The sequence below is a fragment of the Micromonospora haikouensis genome (assembly GCF_000876225.1).
In the GTDB taxonomy this organism is placed as follows: domain Bacteria; phylum Actinomycetota; class Actinomycetes; order Mycobacteriales; family Micromonosporaceae; genus Micromonospora; species Micromonospora haikouensis.
Window position 1 is genome coordinate 2,062,240 of record NZ_JXSX01000001.1, and the last position, 15,651, is coordinate 2,077,890.

Annotated in this window: 16 protein-coding genes and 2 pseudogenes; 13 read left to right on the plus strand and 5 right to left on the minus strand. The window is 75.8% G+C overall.

Going from position 1 to position 15,651, the window contains the following annotated elements:
- The first annotated feature begins 150 nt into the window (after positions 1-150).
- The 11 genes and pseudogenes from rpsP to TK50_RS09165 all read left to right on the plus strand — a co-directional run bounded on the left by rpsP (position 151) and on the right by TK50_RS09165 (position 7,218).
- Positions 151-612 (plus strand): 30S ribosomal protein S16, encoded by a 462-nt coding sequence (gene rpsP / locus TK50_RS09115; protein WP_043962341.1) that lies wholly within the window; start codon positions 151-153, stop codon positions 610-612.
- Between the two features lies 1 nt (position 613).
- Positions 614-847, plus strand: coding sequence for an RNA-binding protein (locus TK50_RS09120; protein WP_036374728.1), 234 nt, complete (start codon positions 614-616; stop codon positions 845-847).
- Positions 847-1,404 (plus strand): ribosome maturation factor RimM, encoded by a 558-nt coding sequence (rimM, locus tag TK50_RS09125; RefSeq protein ID WP_043962343.1) that lies wholly within the window; start codon positions 847-849, stop codon positions 1,402-1,404. The genes TK50_RS09120 and rimM overlap by 1 nt, the downstream gene beginning before the upstream one ends.
- A gap of 19 nt (positions 1,405-1,423) precedes the next feature.
- Positions 1,424-2,212, plus strand: coding sequence for a tRNA (guanosine(37)-N1)-methyltransferase TrmD (trmD, locus tag TK50_RS09130; RefSeq protein WP_043962344.1), 789 nt, complete (start codon positions 1,424-1,426; stop codon positions 2,210-2,212).
- A 140-nt stretch (positions 2,213-2,352) separates the two neighbouring features.
- Positions 2,353-2,709 (plus strand): 50S ribosomal protein L19, encoded by a 357-nt coding sequence (gene rplS / locus TK50_RS09135; protein WP_043962345.1) that lies wholly within the window; start codon positions 2,353-2,355, stop codon positions 2,707-2,709.
- Positions 2,710-2,902: 193 nt separating this feature from the next.
- A pseudogene (gene lepB, locus TK50_RS09140) lies at positions 2,903-3,774 on the plus strand (signal peptidase I).
- Positions 3,775-3,783: 9 nt separating this feature from the next.
- On the plus strand, positions 3,784-4,419 hold the full coding sequence (lepB, locus tag TK50_RS09145; protein WP_043962347.1) for a signal peptidase I: 636 nt from the start codon (positions 3,784-3,786) through the stop codon (positions 4,417-4,419).
- Positions 4,420-4,490: 71 nt separating this feature from the next.
- Positions 4,491-5,033, plus strand: coding sequence for an NUDIX hydrolase (locus TK50_RS09150; RefSeq protein ID WP_043964146.1), 543 nt, complete (start codon positions 4,491-4,493; stop codon positions 5,031-5,033).
- The gene (locus TK50_RS09155) at positions 5,027-5,839 is read left to right on the plus strand and encodes a ribonuclease HII (protein ID WP_043962349.1); all 813 of its coding nucleotides are present in this window, start codon (positions 5,027-5,029) and stop codon (positions 5,837-5,839) included. The genes TK50_RS09150 and TK50_RS09155 overlap by 7 nt, the downstream gene beginning before the upstream one ends.
- Positions 5,836-6,159 carry a DUF2469 domain-containing protein gene (locus TK50_RS09160; RefSeq protein ID WP_007075222.1) on the plus strand — a complete coding sequence of 108 codons (324 nt, stop codon included), beginning with the start codon at positions 5,836-5,838 and terminating at the stop codon, positions 6,157-6,159. Before TK50_RS09155 ends, TK50_RS09160 begins: the two co-directional genes overlap by 4 nt.
- 423 nt (positions 6,160-6,582) lie before the next feature.
- Positions 6,583-7,218, plus strand: a complete 636-nt coding sequence (locus TK50_RS09165) for a murein hydrolase activator EnvC family protein (protein WP_422119937.1) — start codon at positions 6,583-6,585, stop codon at positions 7,216-7,218.
- 179 nt (positions 7,219-7,397) lie between these two features.
- On the opposite strand, the gene TK50_RS09170 is transcribed toward TK50_RS09165, so the two are convergent.
- From TK50_RS09170 to TK50_RS09190, 5 genes are all read right to left on the minus strand, one after another.
- Positions 7,398-8,579, minus strand: a complete 1,182-nt coding sequence (locus TK50_RS09170; RefSeq protein WP_043962350.1) for an aminotransferase class V-fold PLP-dependent enzyme — start codon at positions 8,577-8,579, stop codon at positions 7,398-7,400.
- Positions 8,580-8,675: 96 nt separating this feature from the next.
- Positions 8,676-9,659 carry a tyrosine recombinase XerC gene (locus TK50_RS09175; RefSeq protein ID WP_144420291.1) on the minus strand — a complete coding sequence of 328 codons (984 nt, stop codon included), beginning with the start codon at positions 9,657-9,659 and terminating at the stop codon, positions 8,676-8,678.
- A gap of 196 nt (positions 9,660-9,855) precedes the next feature.
- On the minus strand, positions 9,856-11,133 hold the full coding sequence (locus TK50_RS09180) for a DNA-processing protein DprA (RefSeq protein ID WP_082106228.1): 1,278 nt from the start codon (positions 11,131-11,133) through the stop codon (positions 9,856-9,858).
- Positions 11,043-12,563: a YifB family Mg chelatase-like AAA ATPase gene (locus TK50_RS09185; protein ID WP_043962353.1), complete on the minus strand. Its 1,521-nt coding sequence runs from the start codon at positions 12,561-12,563 to the stop codon at positions 11,043-11,045. Before TK50_RS09185 ends, TK50_RS09180 begins: the two co-directional genes overlap by 91 nt.
- Positions 12,564-12,576: 13 nt before the next feature.
- The gene (locus TK50_RS09190; protein ID WP_043962354.1) at positions 12,577-12,936 is read right to left on the minus strand and encodes a YraN family protein; all 360 of its coding nucleotides are present in this window, start codon (positions 12,934-12,936) and stop codon (positions 12,577-12,579) included.
- A gap of 1,007 nt (positions 12,937-13,943) precedes the next feature.
- Here TK50_RS09190 and TK50_RS35685 point away from each other — a divergent pair.
- Positions 13,944-14,531, plus strand: a pseudogene (locus tag TK50_RS35685) (hypothetical protein); the annotation flags it as partial.
- Positions 14,532-14,781: 250 nt separating this feature from the next.
- Positions 14,782-15,645 (plus strand): 30S ribosomal protein S2, encoded by an 864-nt coding sequence (rpsB, locus tag TK50_RS09200; protein ID WP_043962356.1) that lies wholly within the window; start codon positions 14,782-14,784, stop codon positions 15,643-15,645.
- Positions 15,646-15,651: the final 6 nt, after the last annotated feature.

The window sequence follows — 15,651 nt, forward strand, 5'->3', positions numbered from 1 at the left end:
CTGGTATCCGGCGCGCGTCCGGCGCCCTCTACCCCGGGCGCGTCGCCAGTCCACCGAGCAGTCTCCGGCCCAACCCCACTGTGCCGGTCGACACTCACCCGTGCACCGCCCGGACCGGGCCGGTGAGATCGCAACAGGAGCGAAACAACTGTGGCCGTAAAGATCCGGCTCCTGCGGATGGGCAAGATCCGCAACCCGCAGTACCGCATCGTCGTCGCCGACTCGCGCTCCAAGCGTGACGGTCGCGCGATCGAGTTCGTCGGTGTGTACCAGCCGAAGGAGGACCCTTCGGTGATCGAGGTCAAGTCGGAGCGGGTCCAGTACTGGCTGTCCGTCGGCGCGCAGCCGAGCGACGCCGTGCAGCGCCTGCTGGAGCTGACCGGTGACTGGCAGAAGTTCAAGGGCCTGCCGGCCCCGCCGCCGCTGAAGGTCGCCGCCGAGCGCGCCGACCGCAAGGCGGCGTACGAGGCCGAGGCGAAGGCCGCCGCCGGCCTGGCCGACGCCCCGGCGAAGCCGGCCAAGAAGGCCGCCAAGGCCGAGGCCCCGGCCGCCGAGCAGGCGCCGAAGGCCGAGGAGCAGCCCGCCGCGGACGCCGCCGGCGAGCAGGCCTGACATGGCACTGCGTCCGGCGCTTGAGCACCTGGTCAAGGGCATCGTCGACCACCCGGACGACGTCCGGGTCCGGCTGGTCGACAACCGTCGGGGCAAGCGGCTGGAAGTCCGCGTGCACCCGGAGGACCTCGGCACGGTGATCGGGCGGTCCGGCCGGACCGCCAAGGCGCTGCGCCAGGTGATCGGCTCCATCGGTGGGCGCGGCGTGCGCGTCGACATCGTCGACTCGTACTGATGCGGCTCATCGTCGGCCGGATCGGCAAGCCGCACGGCATCCGCGGTGAGGTCACCGTCGAGGTGCGCACCGACGAGCCCGAGGCACGCTTCGCGCCCGGTTCGGTACTCGCTACCGAGCCGGGCGCGGCGCCGCCGGCCAACCCCGCTCCCGGCCCCGGCGTGCCGTTCCGGGTCCCGGCCGCGCTGACCGTGGAGTCCGCCCGCTGGCACCAGGGGCGGATGCTGGTCGCCTTCGAGGGCATCGGAGAGCGCGACGTCGCCGAGGCGCTGCGCGGCACCCTGCTGGGGGTGGACAGCGCCGACGTCGCCCCGCCGGAGGACCCGGAGGAGTTCCACGACCACCAGCTCGTCGGGCTGGCGGCGGTCACCCCCGCCGGCGAACACCTCGGCGAGGTGGTCAAGATCGACCATGCGCCCGCGTCCGACCTGCTGGTGCTGCGCCGCCCCGAGGGGCGCACGGCGCTGATCCCGTTCGTCAGGGCGATCGTGCCCGAGGTCGACCTCGCCGGCGGTCGCGTCGTCGTCGACCCGCCCGGCGGCCTGCTCGACCTCTAGGCCCCTGGAGCACCCGCGCATGCGCGTCGACGTCGTGTCGATCTTCCCCGAGTACCTCGCCCCGCTCGACCTGTCGCTGATCGGCAGGGCCCGGGCCGCCGGGACGCTGCGGCTGGCCGTACACGACCTGCGGAGCTGGACCCACGACGTGCACCGCACGGTCGACGACACCCCCTACGGGGGCGGGCCCGGCATGGTGATGCGGCCCGAGCCGTGGGGCGAGGCGCTCGACGCCCTCGCCCCGGCCGAGCTGGCCCCGGACGGCGTCACCCTGCCTCGGCTGCTGGTGCCGTCGCCGGCCGGCGAGCCGTTCACCCAGGCCATGGCGCACGAGCTGGCCGCCGAGTCGCACCTGCTCTTCGCCTGCGGCCGGTACGAGGGCATCGACCAGCGGGTGCTCGACCACGCCGCGACCCGGATGCGGGTGACCGAGGTCTCCCTCGGCGACTACGTGCTCTTCGGCGGCGAGGTGGCCGTGCTGGTGATCCTGGAGGCCGTGACCCGGCTGCTGCCCGGGGTGCTCGGCAACGCCGGCTCGCTGGACGAGGAGTCGCACGCCCACGGGCTGCTGGAGGCGCCGATGTACACCAAGCCGGCGACCTGGCGCGGGCACGAGGTGCCGGAGGTGCTGCGCTCCGGCGACCACGGCCGGATCGCCCGCTGGCGGCGCGACGAGGCGCTGACCCGCACCGCCGCCCGCCGGCCCGACCTGCTCGCCGCGCTCGACCCGGCGAGCCTGGACAAACGGGACCGGGCGGCCCTGGACCGGGCCGGATTTCCGCTGCCGGCGGGGGATGTGGCAAAGTAGGGAGGTTGCCGTGACCGCCCGCGCCGCGGGCGGCTGCGAGGATCCTCGACCGGGGCCGTCCGCGGTCGCCACCCGGGGATCAGAATCACCCATCCGCGCACCGACTGACGGTGCGCCGTGAGCCTCACGAGGACGCAGCGATGAACATCCTGGACGCCCTTGACGCCCAGTCGAAGCGGGTCGACATCCCCCAGTTCCGCGCCGGTGACACCGTCAAGGTGCACGCGCGGGTCGTCGAGGGCAGCCGGTCCCGGGTCCAGATCTTCCAGGGCGTCGTCATCCGCCGCCAGGGTGACGGCCTGCGCGAGACCTTCTCGGTCCGCAAGATGAGCTTCGGCGTGGGTGTCGAGCGGACCTACCCGGTGAACAGCCCGGCGATCGACCGGATCGAGATCGTGACCCGTGGTGCCGTGCGCCGCGCCAAGCTCTACTACCTGCGCGAGCTGCGGGGCAAGAAGGCCAAGATCAAGGAGCGCCGCGAGAAGCAGCCGAGCTGACTTCCCGCTCGCCACGCCGCCTGAGCTGCGCGGATGTCGTACGGGCCCGGCCCGGTTACGCTGGTCGCACGGGCGCAGGCGGGCATCGATGCGTCGCGGCGTGAGCCGCGGTCGCGGATCGTCCCACTACCGCCCGTGGGGCCTCGTCGAGGCTCCCGGGCGGTAGTGGCGTTTCTGCGAACCGGGGAGTGGCATGGTGCGCACGCTTGACGAGGGCGACGCGGTCGATCCGTGGCGTCGGCGGGAACGACGTTCCCGCCGGCAGATGCCGCTGTGGCAGGAGCTGCCGCTGCTGCTGATCGTCGCCTTCTGCCTGGCGGTGCTGATCCGCACCTTCCTGCTCCAGGCGTTCTTCATCCCCTCCGGCTCCATGGAGGACACGCTGCTCATCAACGACCGGGTGCTGGTCAACAAGGTCGTCTACGACGTCCGCGACCCGCAACGCGGCGAGGTGGTGGTCTTCCGGGGCACCGACAAGTGGGTCGCCCAGGAGGTCCAGGAGCCCGAGCCCGGGATCGTCGGCAAGTTCGGCCGCACCGTCGGCGACCTGGTCGGGGTGAGCCGCCCCGGCGAGAAGGACTTCATCAAGCGGGTGATCGGCCTGCCCGGGGACCGGGTGCGCTGCTGCGACGCCCAGGGCCGGGTCACCGTCAACGACATCCCGCTCGACGAGCCGTACGTGGTCCGCGACTCGCCGCTGGACCTGCCGCCCAACCCCGCCGAGTGCCGGTCGCGGCGCTTCGACGAGGTGGTCGTCCCGCCCGGCCAGATCTTCGTCATGGGCGACCACCGGCTCGTCTCCCAGGACGCCCGCTGCCAGGGCCCGGTGCCGATCGACAACGTCGTCGGCCGGGCGTTCGCGGTGGTCTGGCCGTCGTCGCGGTGGGCGTCGCTGCCGGTGCCGGAGACCTTCGCCACGGTCACCGGGCCCACCCCGGCGGCCGGGCAGCCCCTGGCTCCGGTGCGGCCCAGCGGCACGGGTGGTGTGCTGCTGCTCGTCCCGGTGTCGGCTGCGCTGTCCGTTCTCGCGCGTTCCGGGCGGCCGGTCCGCCCGCGGCGACGTAGGCTCCACCCGTGATTGACGAGCAGACCGACAAGAAGAGCGGCTCCTTCTGGAAGGAGCTGCCCATCCTCCTGGGCGTGGCGATCCTGGTAGCGGTGCTGGTGCGGGCCTTCGTGCTCCAGACCTTCTACATCCCGTCGCCGTCCATGGAGAACACCCTTCAGATCAACGATCGGGTGCTGGTCAACAAGCTGGTCTACGACTTCCGGTCACCGCACCGGGGCGAGGTCGTGGTGTTCAAGGCACCGACCGAGTGGAGCGGCAACCCCGACGGCGAGGACTTCATCAAGCGGGTGATCGGCGTCGGCGGCGACCACGTGGTCTGCTGCGACCCGCAGGAGCGGATCATGATCAACGGCAAGCCGATCGACGAGCCGTACATCTACTCCGCCAACGGCCAGCAGGACAAGGCGGCCGACCAGGAGTTCGACATCACCGTGCCGCAGGGGCGGCTGTGGGTGATGGGCGACCACCGCTCGGCGTCCGGCGACTCGCTGGAGCACTGGCAGCAGTCGGGCCAGAACATCGACAGCGCCACCATCCCCGAGGACCAGGTGGTCGGGCGGGCGTTCACCGTCTTCTGGCCGGTCGACCGGGCCACGTGGCTCACCGTGCCGAAGTCGTTCGACGACGTGCCGAACCCCTGACCCGCCCGCGCGACCCCAGCGGCTCCCGGGTGGGCGTGGGCGTCGGGGGCCGCGTCTGGCAGGCTGGGACGGTGACGGTCTACACCCCCCGACGCGCGGCGCGCGTGCTGCTCGTCGACGCCGCCGGCCGGGTGCTGCTCCTCGCCGGGCACGACCCGGCGCGGCCCGACCACCGATACTGGCTGACCCCCGGCGGCGGGCTTGAGCCGGGCGAGTCCCCGGCGGCCGCCGCCGCCCGGGAGCTGGCCGAGGAGACGGGCCTGCGGCTGACCCCGGCCGAGCTGGGCGAGCCCGTGGCGCAGGAGCGGATCCGGTTCCCGTTCGGCGCCGTCCACTACGAGCAGGAGCAGCAGTTCTTCCTGGTCCGGGTCCCCGGGTGGGAGGTCGACACGGCGGGCTTCGACGCCGTCGAGCGGGCCAGCATCACCGGGCACCGCTGGTGGCCGCTCGACGAGCTGGCGGCCACGACCGAGCGCTACTACCCGGCCGACCTGCCGGCGCTGCTGCGCCGGGCGCTCGCCGCGCGCCCCGAGGTGTCCGGCCCGCCGGCCCCGGCCGACGCACCCGCCGGGTCCGCCGGCGTCGGGTCCACCACCGGGGGTACGCCGTGCTGACCCCACCGCGCACCGTCGTGCGTCGCGAGGCCGGGCTGTACGCGCTGGAGCGCGCCCTGCAACGCCGGGGCTTCCGGCACGTGGCCGGCGCCGACGAGGCCGGGCGGGGCGCCTGCGCGGGCCCGCTCGTGGCCGCGGCGGCGGTGCTGCCGGAGGGGCGACGCGGCGAGATCGACGGGCTGGCCGACTCGAAGCTGCTCACCCCGGCCAGCCGGGAGCGCGTCTACGAACAGGTGGTCGCCCGCGCCCTCGCGTACGCGGTGGTGGTGATCCCGGCCGATGAGGTCGACGCCCGTGGCCTGCACGTGTGCAACCTCGCCGCGATGCGCCGGGCCCTCGCTTCGCTGGCCACCCGCCCCGACTACGTGCTGACCGACGGCTTCGGCGTCGACGGCCTGGACGTGCCGGGGCTGGCGGTGTGGAAGGGCGACCGGGTGGCGGCCTGCGTCGCGGCGGCCAGCGTGCTCGCCAAGGTCACCCGGGACCGGATGATGGTCGAGCTGGACGCGGCGTTCCCCGGCTACGGCTTCGCCGAGCACAAGGGCTACATCACCGCGGAGCACACGGCGGCCCTGCGGGAGCTCGGCCCGTGCCGGGAGCACAGGTTCTCGTACGTCAATGTGGCCACCGTTTCCGGCCTGGACGGGCGGCCACCCAGATCCCGCCGACCGGTGGGTGCGCGGCCGGTCGAGCCGATGGAGCGTTTCGAGGCGTCAGGGGGTACCGTCGGCGTGGCGTTGGGCGAGCAGCCCCGACCTCCCGCGCCGGTGGGGGAGGATGTGGTCATGGAAGGCGGAGTGCGATGAGCGCGGAAGATCTCGAGAAGTACGAGACCGAGATGGAGCTCCAGCTCTACCGGGAGTACCGCGACATCGTCCGTCAGTTCTCGTACGTGGTGGAGACGGAGCGCCGCTTCTACCTGGCCAACCAGGTGGACCTGCACGTGCGCAACTCCGACGGCGAGGTCTACTTCGAGGTCGAGATGCACGACGCCTGGGTGTGGGACATGTACCGTCCGGCCCGGTTCGTCAAGAATGTCCGGGTGATGACGTTCAAGGACGTCAACGTCGAGGAGCTGGAGAAGCCCGACATCTCCCTGCCGGCCGACTCCGGCTTCGGCGGCTGACGGCCCCGCACCGGCACCGCACCGCACCGCCCGGCACCCGGGCTCGCCCAGCACGTGTCCTCCCGGCTGCGCCAGCCCCGCGAAGCGCCATCGCCGCCCCGCCCCGCGCACCGCCGGCCGGCGGATCCACCACCGTCGGCGCCCACGTCGCCCACCGACGGTGATCACCCCCACCGGTACCGCGTGGCAGGCGGTTCGCGCCCACCGGCGCATAGCAGATCATCGGGCCGGGCGGGGGTTGTCCACAACGACGTCGGTCGTCCACAGGCGAGCCGCGGGCGGTGGCCGGCACCCCGGGATTCCGGCACGCTGCCTGGCATGTGGACGAGGCACGCGCCGGGCGACACCGGCCTGGGCAGGAGCACCGGCGCGGGTGGCCCCGGCGCGGGCGGGGGCGCGCACCGGAGCGGTGGCGCGCCGATCCTGAGCCGGTCACGTTCGGCGGCGGTGGCCGGGACCGTCCTGTGCGGGTTCCTCCTCGCGGCCACCTCCAGCTTCGTGTCGGTCGCTTCCGCCACCTCCGGTCCTGGCCCGGCCGGTCCTGGCCCGGTTGTTTCTGGCCCGCTCGGTCCCGGCCTGCTCGGTCCCGGCCCGGTCGCTTCCGACTCGGTCGGTCCTGGCCCGGTCGGTGCCGGCTCCGGTTCCGGATCCCCTGCCTTCAGGTGGCCGCTCGACGGGGTGCCGCGCCTCACCCGCCGCTTCGAGCCGCCGCCGCAGCCATGGCTGCCCGGTCACCGGGGCGTCGACCTGAGCGCCGACCCGGGGGCCGTGGTCCGCGCCGCCGGGCCCGGGGTGGTGCTCTTCGCCGGGCAGGTCGCCGGCCGTCCCGTGATCACCGTCGGGCACAGCGCCGGGCTGCGGACCACCTACGAGCCGGTGGCACCCGGCGTACGGTCCGGTGACCCGGTGGCGGTGGGGGCGCCGCTGGGCCGGCTGCACCCCGGGCACGTGGGCTGCCCGGACCGGGCCTGCCTGCACTGGGGCCTGCGCCGGGGCGAGGAATACCTGGACCCGACGGCCCTGCTCGGCCTCGGCCCCGTCCGGCTGCTGCCGCTCTGACCGTCGCCCCGGCCCGGGGCGCTCGGCTGTCCCGGGCGCGCTCGCCCGGCCCGGGTCGCTCGGCTGCACCGGGCGCGCTCGCCCGGTCGGCGTCATGGCGGCGACATGGCGGCATCCCGGCCTCACCGATGCCCCCATGTCGCCGGCATGGCGGGGCAGGGGGCAGCAAGGGCCGGTGGTCAGCGCTGGGCGAGCAGCGCCGGCAGCCGGGCGGCGAGGCGTTCGTACTCGTGCGGGGCGTTGTAGACCTGGCCGCACAGCCGCAGCCAGCCGCGACCGTCCCAGGACATCACCGCCACCTCGGCCGACAGCTCCTCGGCGATCCGCTCGCGCAGCGCGCGGGCGGCCTCGATCGTGGTGGCCAGCCCGGCCGGCAGCGGGACGATCCGCATGGCCACCGTCGGCCCGCCGGGCTCCGGCAGGTCGGCCGGTGCCACCCCCAGCGCGTCCCCCAGCACCCGCTGCCCGTACGCGGCCAGCGCGGCGTTGTGCGCGCGTACCCGCTCGACGCCGAGGCTGCGCAGGGTCCAGACGCCGGCCGGCGCGGCGAGCCACGACGTGTAGTCCAGGGTCGCCTGCCACTCGACGTTGCCCGGGAAGCCGGCATCCTGCTCCCAGGAGACCACCAGCGGCTCCATCCGGTCCCGCCACGGCGGCGCCACCACCAGCGCGGCGGTGCCGCGCGGGGCGTACCCCCACTTGTGCAGGTTGCCCACCCAGAAGTCCGCGCCGACGCTCGCCACGGGGGTCGCCAGCATGCCCGGCGCGTGGGCGGCGTCGACGAGCACCGGCACCCCGTGGGCGCGGGCCGCCGCGACGATCGCCGCGACCGGGAACAGGCGGGCGGTGGCGGAGGTGAGCTGGTCGACGACGAGCAGCTTGGTGCGGCCGGGGCGCAGCCCGGCGCGGACGATCTCGACGACCTGCTCGTCGGTCGCGGTCAACGGCACCGGCAGGATCCGCCTGGTCGCCCCGGTGCGCCGGCACTCGCGGTCGACGGAGAAGCCGACCGCGCCGTAGCCGTGGTCGGTGGTGAGCACCTCGTCACCGGGGCGCAGGCCCAGCGACTGCAGCACCACGGCGACGCCGGTGGTGGCGTTGCCGACCAGGGCGGTGCCGTCCGGGTCGGCGCCGAGGAAGGCGGCCAGGTGCCGGCGGGTGTGGGTGATCCGGTCCACCAGGCTGAGCCCGAAGAAGCGCAGCGGGTTCGCCTCCATCTCGTCGCGCAGCCGCTGCTGGACGCGCTGCACGTTGACCGGCACCGCGCCGAACGAGCCGTGGTTGAGGTGGCTCACCGCCGGGTCCAGCGAGAAGAGCAGCCGGGCGCCGGGGATGGGCTCGGGCGGCTGCGGCGCGCTCATCGCATGATCGTAGCCCGGCACGGTGGGCCGCGCCCTGCGACGAGGACCGGACCGCAGCGGGGTCGGCCCCCGTCGGCCGGGGTGGGACCGGCCCGCTCAGGCGCGCGGGTGGGCCTGCCGGTACGCGGCCCGCAGCCGCTCGACCGACACGTGGGTGTAGATCTGCGTGCTGCCCAGCGACGAGTGCCCCAGCAGCTCCTGCACCGCCCGCAGGTCCGCGCCGCCCTCCAGCAGATGGGTGGCGGCCGAGTGGCGCAGGCCGTGCGGGGTGGTCCGGGGCAGGCCGGTGGCCTCGGCGTACCCGGCGACGACCCGCCGCGCCGTCGTCGGGTGCAGCCGCCCGCCCCGCGCCCCCAGCAGCAGCGCGTCCCCGGAACCCGGGCCGGCCAGGGCTGGCCGCCCGGCCCGCAGCCACTCGTCGAGGGCGCGTTGCGCCGGGACCCCGTACGGCACGGACCGCTCCCGGGAGCCCTTGCCGAGCACCCGCACCACGCGGCGGCCTTGGTCCACGTCGGCGGTGTCCAGGCCGCACGCCTCGCTGATCCGCACGCCGGTGGCGTAGAGCAGTTCGAGCAGGACCCGGTCGCGCAGCAGCACCCCGCGCGCCAGCGCCGCCTCCCGATCCCCGCCGCCGGCCGGGTCGGCCGGGCGGACGTCGGCGGAACCGGGCCCCTGCGGGGGCACTCCGCCTCCCGGGTCCCCGGGGCGGGCCGGTGCCCGCATCAGGGCGGCCGCCTGGTCGGCGCGGAGCACGGTCGGCAGCTCCCGGTGGGCGCGGGGGCTCGCCAGCGGCGCGGCCGCGTCGGTCGGCATCAGCCCGGCGCGGTGGGCCCACGCGCTGAAGGCGCGCGCCGCGGCGGCCCGGCGCGCCATCGTGGTGCGGGCCGCCCCGGTCGTGCGCTGTTTCGCCAGCCAGCTGCGCACCACGCCCAGGTCGAGGTCCGCCACCTCGGCGCAGCCCATCCGGGCGGCGTGGTCGAACAGGGAGACCAGGTCGCCGACGTACGCGCGGACGGTGTGCGCCGAGCGGTTGCGCACCCGGGCCAGGTGGTCGGCGAAGTCGTCGACCGCCTCCCGCATCGGCGTCGGCAGGGCCGCGTGCGTCGCCCTGCTGTCGGGACCGGCCCGGCTCACCGGGGACCGCCCCGCGCGCCCGCCGCCCGCCGCCGCGCCCGTCCGTAGCCTCGCACCGGCTCAGCTTACGAGCGCACGGCGAGCCCGGCCGGGCACCGACGCGGCCGGGCCGGTGCGGCGGGCGGTACGGGGCACCGGCGGCTCACCGGGGCCTCGCCGGGGCGCGGGCGGGGCCGGTGGCCAGCGCGTACCCGTCGTCGCGCCGGCGCACCAGGCCCAGCTCCTCCAGCAGGGAGAGCTTGCGCAGGGCGGTCCGGACGTCCACGCCGGCGCGGGCGGCCAACCGGTCGACGCCGACCGCCCCGCGGCGGGGCATCGACTCCAGCACCTGCGTCGCCTCGTCGTCGAGCAGGTCCCGGGGACGCTGCGGGGCGCGTGCGGGCGGGGCGAGGTCGGCGCCGATCCGGCCGACCTCCTCCAGCACGTGCGCCACGCCGGTGACCAGCCGGGCCGACGGGTGCTCGCGCAGCAGCTCGTGGGCGCCGACCGACATGGCGGAGGTGACCGGCCCCGGCACCACCATGGCGTGCCGGCCGGCGGCGAGGGCCCGGTTGACGGTCTGCGTCGCGCCGCTGCGGGCCGACGCCTCCACCAGCACCGTGCCCCGGGTCGCCGCCGCGATCACCCGGTTGCGGATGAGGAACCGGGGCCGCAGCGGCTCCGACCCGGGCAGCCACTCGCTGACCAGCAGCCCGGTCTCGCCGATGCGGTCGAACAGCGCGGTGTTGCCCATCGGGTACGGCCGGTCGATCCCGCAGGCGAGCACCGCCACCGTCAGCCCGCCCGCGTTGAGGGCGCCCCGGTGCGCCGCCGCGTCGATGCCGAACGCGCCGCCGGAGACCACCGTCCAGTCCCGGTCGGCCAGCCCGTAGCCCAGCTCGGTGGCGACGTGCACCCCGTACGGGGTGGCGGCCCGCGCGCCGACCACCGAGACCGCCCGGTCCAGCGCGTCGCCGAGCGGCCACCCGCCGCGCACCCAGAAGCAGAGCGGGGGCGCGGTCTCGACGTCCACCCGGCGGGTGGCGCCGGGTAGGGCCAGCCGGCGCAGGTGCTCGACGGTGGCGGGCCACTCCCCGTCGCCGGGGGTGACGAGCCGGGCGCCCAGCCGTTGCGCGCGGGCCAGGGCGTCGGCCGCCACCGCCCGCGCGTCCCCGTCCCGGCAGCGGGCGGCCACGGCCGCGCGGAGCCGGTCGTCCGGTGCCCCGCCGCGCAGCAGCAGGTCCAGTGCGCCGGCCGCGCCGAGCTCGTCGACCAGCCGGTGTACCGACCGGGTGCCCGGCTCGGCCAACCAGGTCAACGCCACCCGGGCCAGCCGGTCGTCGTCGCCGTTCACGCCCCGTCCCCCATCCTCAGTTGCATCGCCTCCCGGACGTCGTCGGCGTGCGGGCGGTCCCGCCCGTCGAGGTCGGCGATCGTCCATGCCATCCGGACGACCCGGTCGAAGCCGCGCGCCGACAGCGACCCGGAGTCGAGCCGCCCGCGCAGCTCCCGGGTGTCCCGCCCGGGCAGCCGCCACGGCGGCCGGCGCAGCCAGGGGCCGGGCACCTCCGCGTTGACCCGCCAGCCGCTGCCCGCCCAGCGGTCGGCCGCCGCCCGGCGGGCGGCCGCCACCCGGGCCGCGACCGTGGCCGACGACTCGCCGGTCGCCCCCGCCTCCATCAGCTCCGCCGCCCGCAGCGGCGGGAGGGTCACCTGCACGTCGATGCGGTCCAGCAGTGGGCCCGAGAGCCGGCCGAGGTAGCGCCGACGCACCAGCGGCGCGCACTCGCAGTACGCGTCGCCGGCCGGCCGCGCGCAGGGGCACGGATTGGCCGCCAGCACGAGCTGCGTCCGGGCCGGGTATTCGGTGCCGCCCCGGCTGCGGGCGAGCTGCACCCGGCCGTGCTCCAATGGCTGCCGCAGCGCCTCCAGGGCACCCTTGCCGAACTCCGGCGCCTCGTCGAGGAACAGCACCCCACGGTGGGCGAGCGACACCGCGCCGGGGCGGGCCAGCCCGGACCCGCCGCCGACCAGCGAGGCCACCGTGGCGGTGTGGTGCGGGGCCTGGAACGGCGGGCGGCGCAGCAGGCGACCGCCAGCCGGCAGCAGCCCGGCGATCGAGTGCAGCGCGGTGACCTCCAGCGCCGCGTCGTCGTCCAGCGCGGGCAGGATCGACGGCAGGCGCTCGGCGAGCATGGTCTTGCCCGCGCCGGGCGGCCCGAACAGCGCCAGGTGGTGCCCGCCGGCGGCGGCCACCTCCAGGGCCCGCCGGCCCAGCGCCTGCCCGGCCACCTCCGACAGGTCCGGCCCGTCCGGCCCCTCCGCCGGTGCGGGGCCGGGCGGCTCGATCAGCGGCGTGCCGTCCCGGACGAAGTCGACCATCCGGTGCAGCGTGTCCACGGCGCGCACCCGGACGCCCGGGACGACCGCCGCCTCGGCGGCGTTGCCCACCGGGACGACCACCCGGTGCAGCCCGGCCCGCGCGGCGGCGGCCACCATGGGCAGCACCCCGCGCACCGGCCGGACGGTGCCGTCGAGCCCCAGCTCCCCGAGGACGACCACCCGTTCCAGCGGCAGCAGCGGCAGCTCGCCGGAGCCGCCGAGCAGCGCCACCGCGATGGCCAGGTCGAAGGCCGAACCGAACTTCGGCAGCGTGGCCGGCAGCAGGTTGAGGGTGATCCGCCGGTTGGGCCAGCGCTGGCCGGAGTTGACGATCGCGGCGCGGACCCGGTCGCGGGCCTCGTGCAGGGCGGTGTCCGGCAGCCCGGAGATCGCCACGGCCGGCAGCCCCGGGGCGAGGTCCGCCTCCACCTCCACCACGTGCCCGGTCACCCCGACCAGGCCGACGCAGAGCACCTTCGCGTAGCTCACGCCCGGCCGCCCATCAGAACGCGCCCTTGAGGTGCTCGACCCGGGCCGCGCCGGCGTCGGGCAGCTCGACGGAGAGGACGTCGAAGCGCACCTCGCCGGCCGTGGTGCCCGTCTCAGCGAGCCAGCGGGCCGCCAGCCCCCGCAGGCGGCGAGCCTTCGCCGGCACGACCGCCTCGGCCGGCGTCCCGTAGTGGGTGGTGCGCCGGGTCTTCACCTCGCAGAAGGCGAGCACGGGGCCGTCCCAGGCGATGATGTCGATCTCACCTGCGGGGCAGCGCCAGTTGCGGGCGACCGGGCGCAGCCCGGCTCCGATCAGGTGCCGGACGGCGCATCGTTCCCCGTACGCGCCGACGGCCTGGTTCCGCTTCGTCATGGGGCGCACCATGCCGAGTTGTGGTCGCCTCCGCCGTACGCCTGTGGACGACGGAGGCGGTTGTGGACGAACGGACGATCATGCCCTTGCTGTGCTATGTGCGGACGGCCGGGCGGTGTCCGTTTCCGCGTACTCCTGCGGTTTGTCGCCGCCGGTGCGCCGTCCGTCCGGATGGCGCGGGGGTGCGCCTGTCACATACGGTGCCGATCGTGAACGCACGACGGAGCTTTCCCGAAGATCAGGAGTCGCGTTGGTACCCCGGCGAGCGCGGGTACGGCGAGTCGGACTGGCGTCCGGCGGGCGACGACCGCTATCGAGCGGACGAGTTCCGCGTCTCTGACCAGCGCGGCGACACGGGCGAGCGGCGTTACGACGAGCTGACCGACCCGCCCGTGGGCCGGTACGGCGAGACCGGGCGGCACGGCGCGGACGACGCGTTCGGGGCCACCGAACCCGACACGGACAGTTACCGCCCCGCGCGGTCCCGCCGGTCCGACACGGGCTCGTTCGGGGTGTCGATGGACGAACTCGCCGCCGAGCGGGAGGCGCGTCGGGCGGCGCGGGCCGCCGAACCGGCCCCGTCCGCCGACGCGGCGCTGCCGGCCGGTCAGCACTCCGTCGAGTTCCCGCTGCCGCCCGCCCAGCGGGCCGTGGAGTTCCCGCTGACCATCGGCCAGCGCCCCACGCCGGTCTCCGCCCCGGGGCACGACGACCGCTCCCCGTCCGGCCCGGCGCGCGAGGACCGGTCGCTGCCCGGCCTGGCGCCCGAGGACCGGGCGCTGTCCGCTCCGGCGCGCGACGACCGGGCGCTGTCCGCTCCGGCGCGCGAGGACCGGGCGCTGCCCGGCCTGGCGCGCGAGGGTGCTCTGCTGTCCGGTCCGCCGCGCGAGGCGGGTCCCCGGGACGCCCCGCTCGACGCGGACCCGCTCGGCGTCGACCCGGTGGGGCGCGGGCCGGAGCCGCCGCGCCCCGCGCCGCTCGGCGGATACCCGATCATCGAGCCGGGCCGCACCGGCGAGTCGGGCCGCTACGCCGAGCCCGGCCGCCCGGACGGGCCGGCGGACCGGGGCGCGGGGGAGTGGGCCCCGCTCGACCGGGCCGAGGTCGCCGCCACTGCGGCGGAGCCGGCGCGCGCCACCGACCCGGGCCGCCCCGCCGAGCCGCCGCATCCGCTGGACCTGCCGACCGGGCCCATGCCCCCGGTGGCGCCCCGTCCGGACCTGCCGCCGCCCGGCCTGGACCCGGCGTACGCCCCGGACGGGCTGCGGCGCTCCGGCCCGGCGCCCTCCGACGGCGTCTACCGCACCCGTCGCCCGGCGCTCGCCGTGCTGATCGCGGTGCTGGTGGTGGTCTTCGAGGTCCCGGCCCTGCGGGTGCTGCGCCACGGCCTGCTCGGTGACCCGCTGTCGGCGGCCGACGTCGTGGTGGGCACCTTCCTGGTCGGCGGGCTGCCGATCTTCGGCATCGGGCTCTACGGGCTGCGCACGGGCGGTCTCGCGCTCACCGACGGCGGCCGGGGCTGGCTCCGCCCGCCGACGGCGTACCTGACGGTGGGTCTGGTGCTGTTCCTCGCCGCCGCCCTCGCCGCCCGCTGAGCCGCCGCGCTCGCCGCCCGCTGAGCCGCCGCGCTCGCCGCCCGCTGACCGGCGGGCCGGGCAGGGGCGTACACTGGGCGCTTGGCGACCGCCTCGCGCGGTCGACCTCGCGCGCCCTCTCCACGTCTCGTGGGGCGGCGGCCTCCCTGGTCCCGATCATGATCGGGCCCACCACGGCCGGCGACCGGGCGCCAGGACGCCCGGCCGCCGGCCGGGCGGCGCAACCAGGGATCACAAGGAGTACCCCACCATGGCCGTCGTGACCATGCGTCAGCTGCTGGAGAGCGGTGTCCACTTCGGGCACCAGACCCGTCGCTGGAACCCGAAGATGAAGCGCTTCATCTTCACCGAGCGCAACGGTATCTACATCATCGACCTGCGCCAGACCCTCGACTACATCGAGAAGGCGTACGACTTCGTGCGCAACACGGTGGCCGAGGGCGGCAGCATCCTCTTCGTGGGCACCAAGAAGCAGGCCCAGGAGGCCATCGCCGAGCAGGCGACCCGGGTCGGCCAGCCGTACGTCAACCACCGCTGGCTCGGCGGCATGCTGACCAACTTCCAGACGGTGTACAAGCGGCTCCAGCGGATGAAGGAGCTGGAGGCGCTGGGTGACCTGAGCGGCACCGCCGCCGGTTACACCAAGAAGGAGACCCTCCAGCTCTCCCGCGAGAAGATCAAGCTCACCAAGACCCTCGGCGGTCTGCGGGACATGCAGAAGCTCCCGGCCGCGGTCTGGATCGTCGACACCAAGAAGGAGCACATCGCCGTCGACGAGGCCCGCAAGCTGGGCATCCCGGTGATCGCGGTGCTCGACACCAACTGCGACCCCGACGAGGTCGACTTCCCGATCCCGGGCAACGACGACGCGATCCGCTCGGCCGAGCTGCTGACCCGGGTCGTGGCCGCCGCCGTCGCCGACGGCCTCATCGCCCGCTCCGGCCGTCGCCGGGGCGGCGACGAGAAGCCGGAGCCGGGCCAGGTCGGCGCCGACGAGCCGCTGGCCGAGTGGGAGCGCGAGCTGCTCGAGGAGCCGAAGAAGGCCGACGAGCAGCCGGCGCAGCCCGCCGCCGAGCAGCCGGCCGAGCAGCCGGCGGCCGCCGCCGCGGAGTGACCGCGC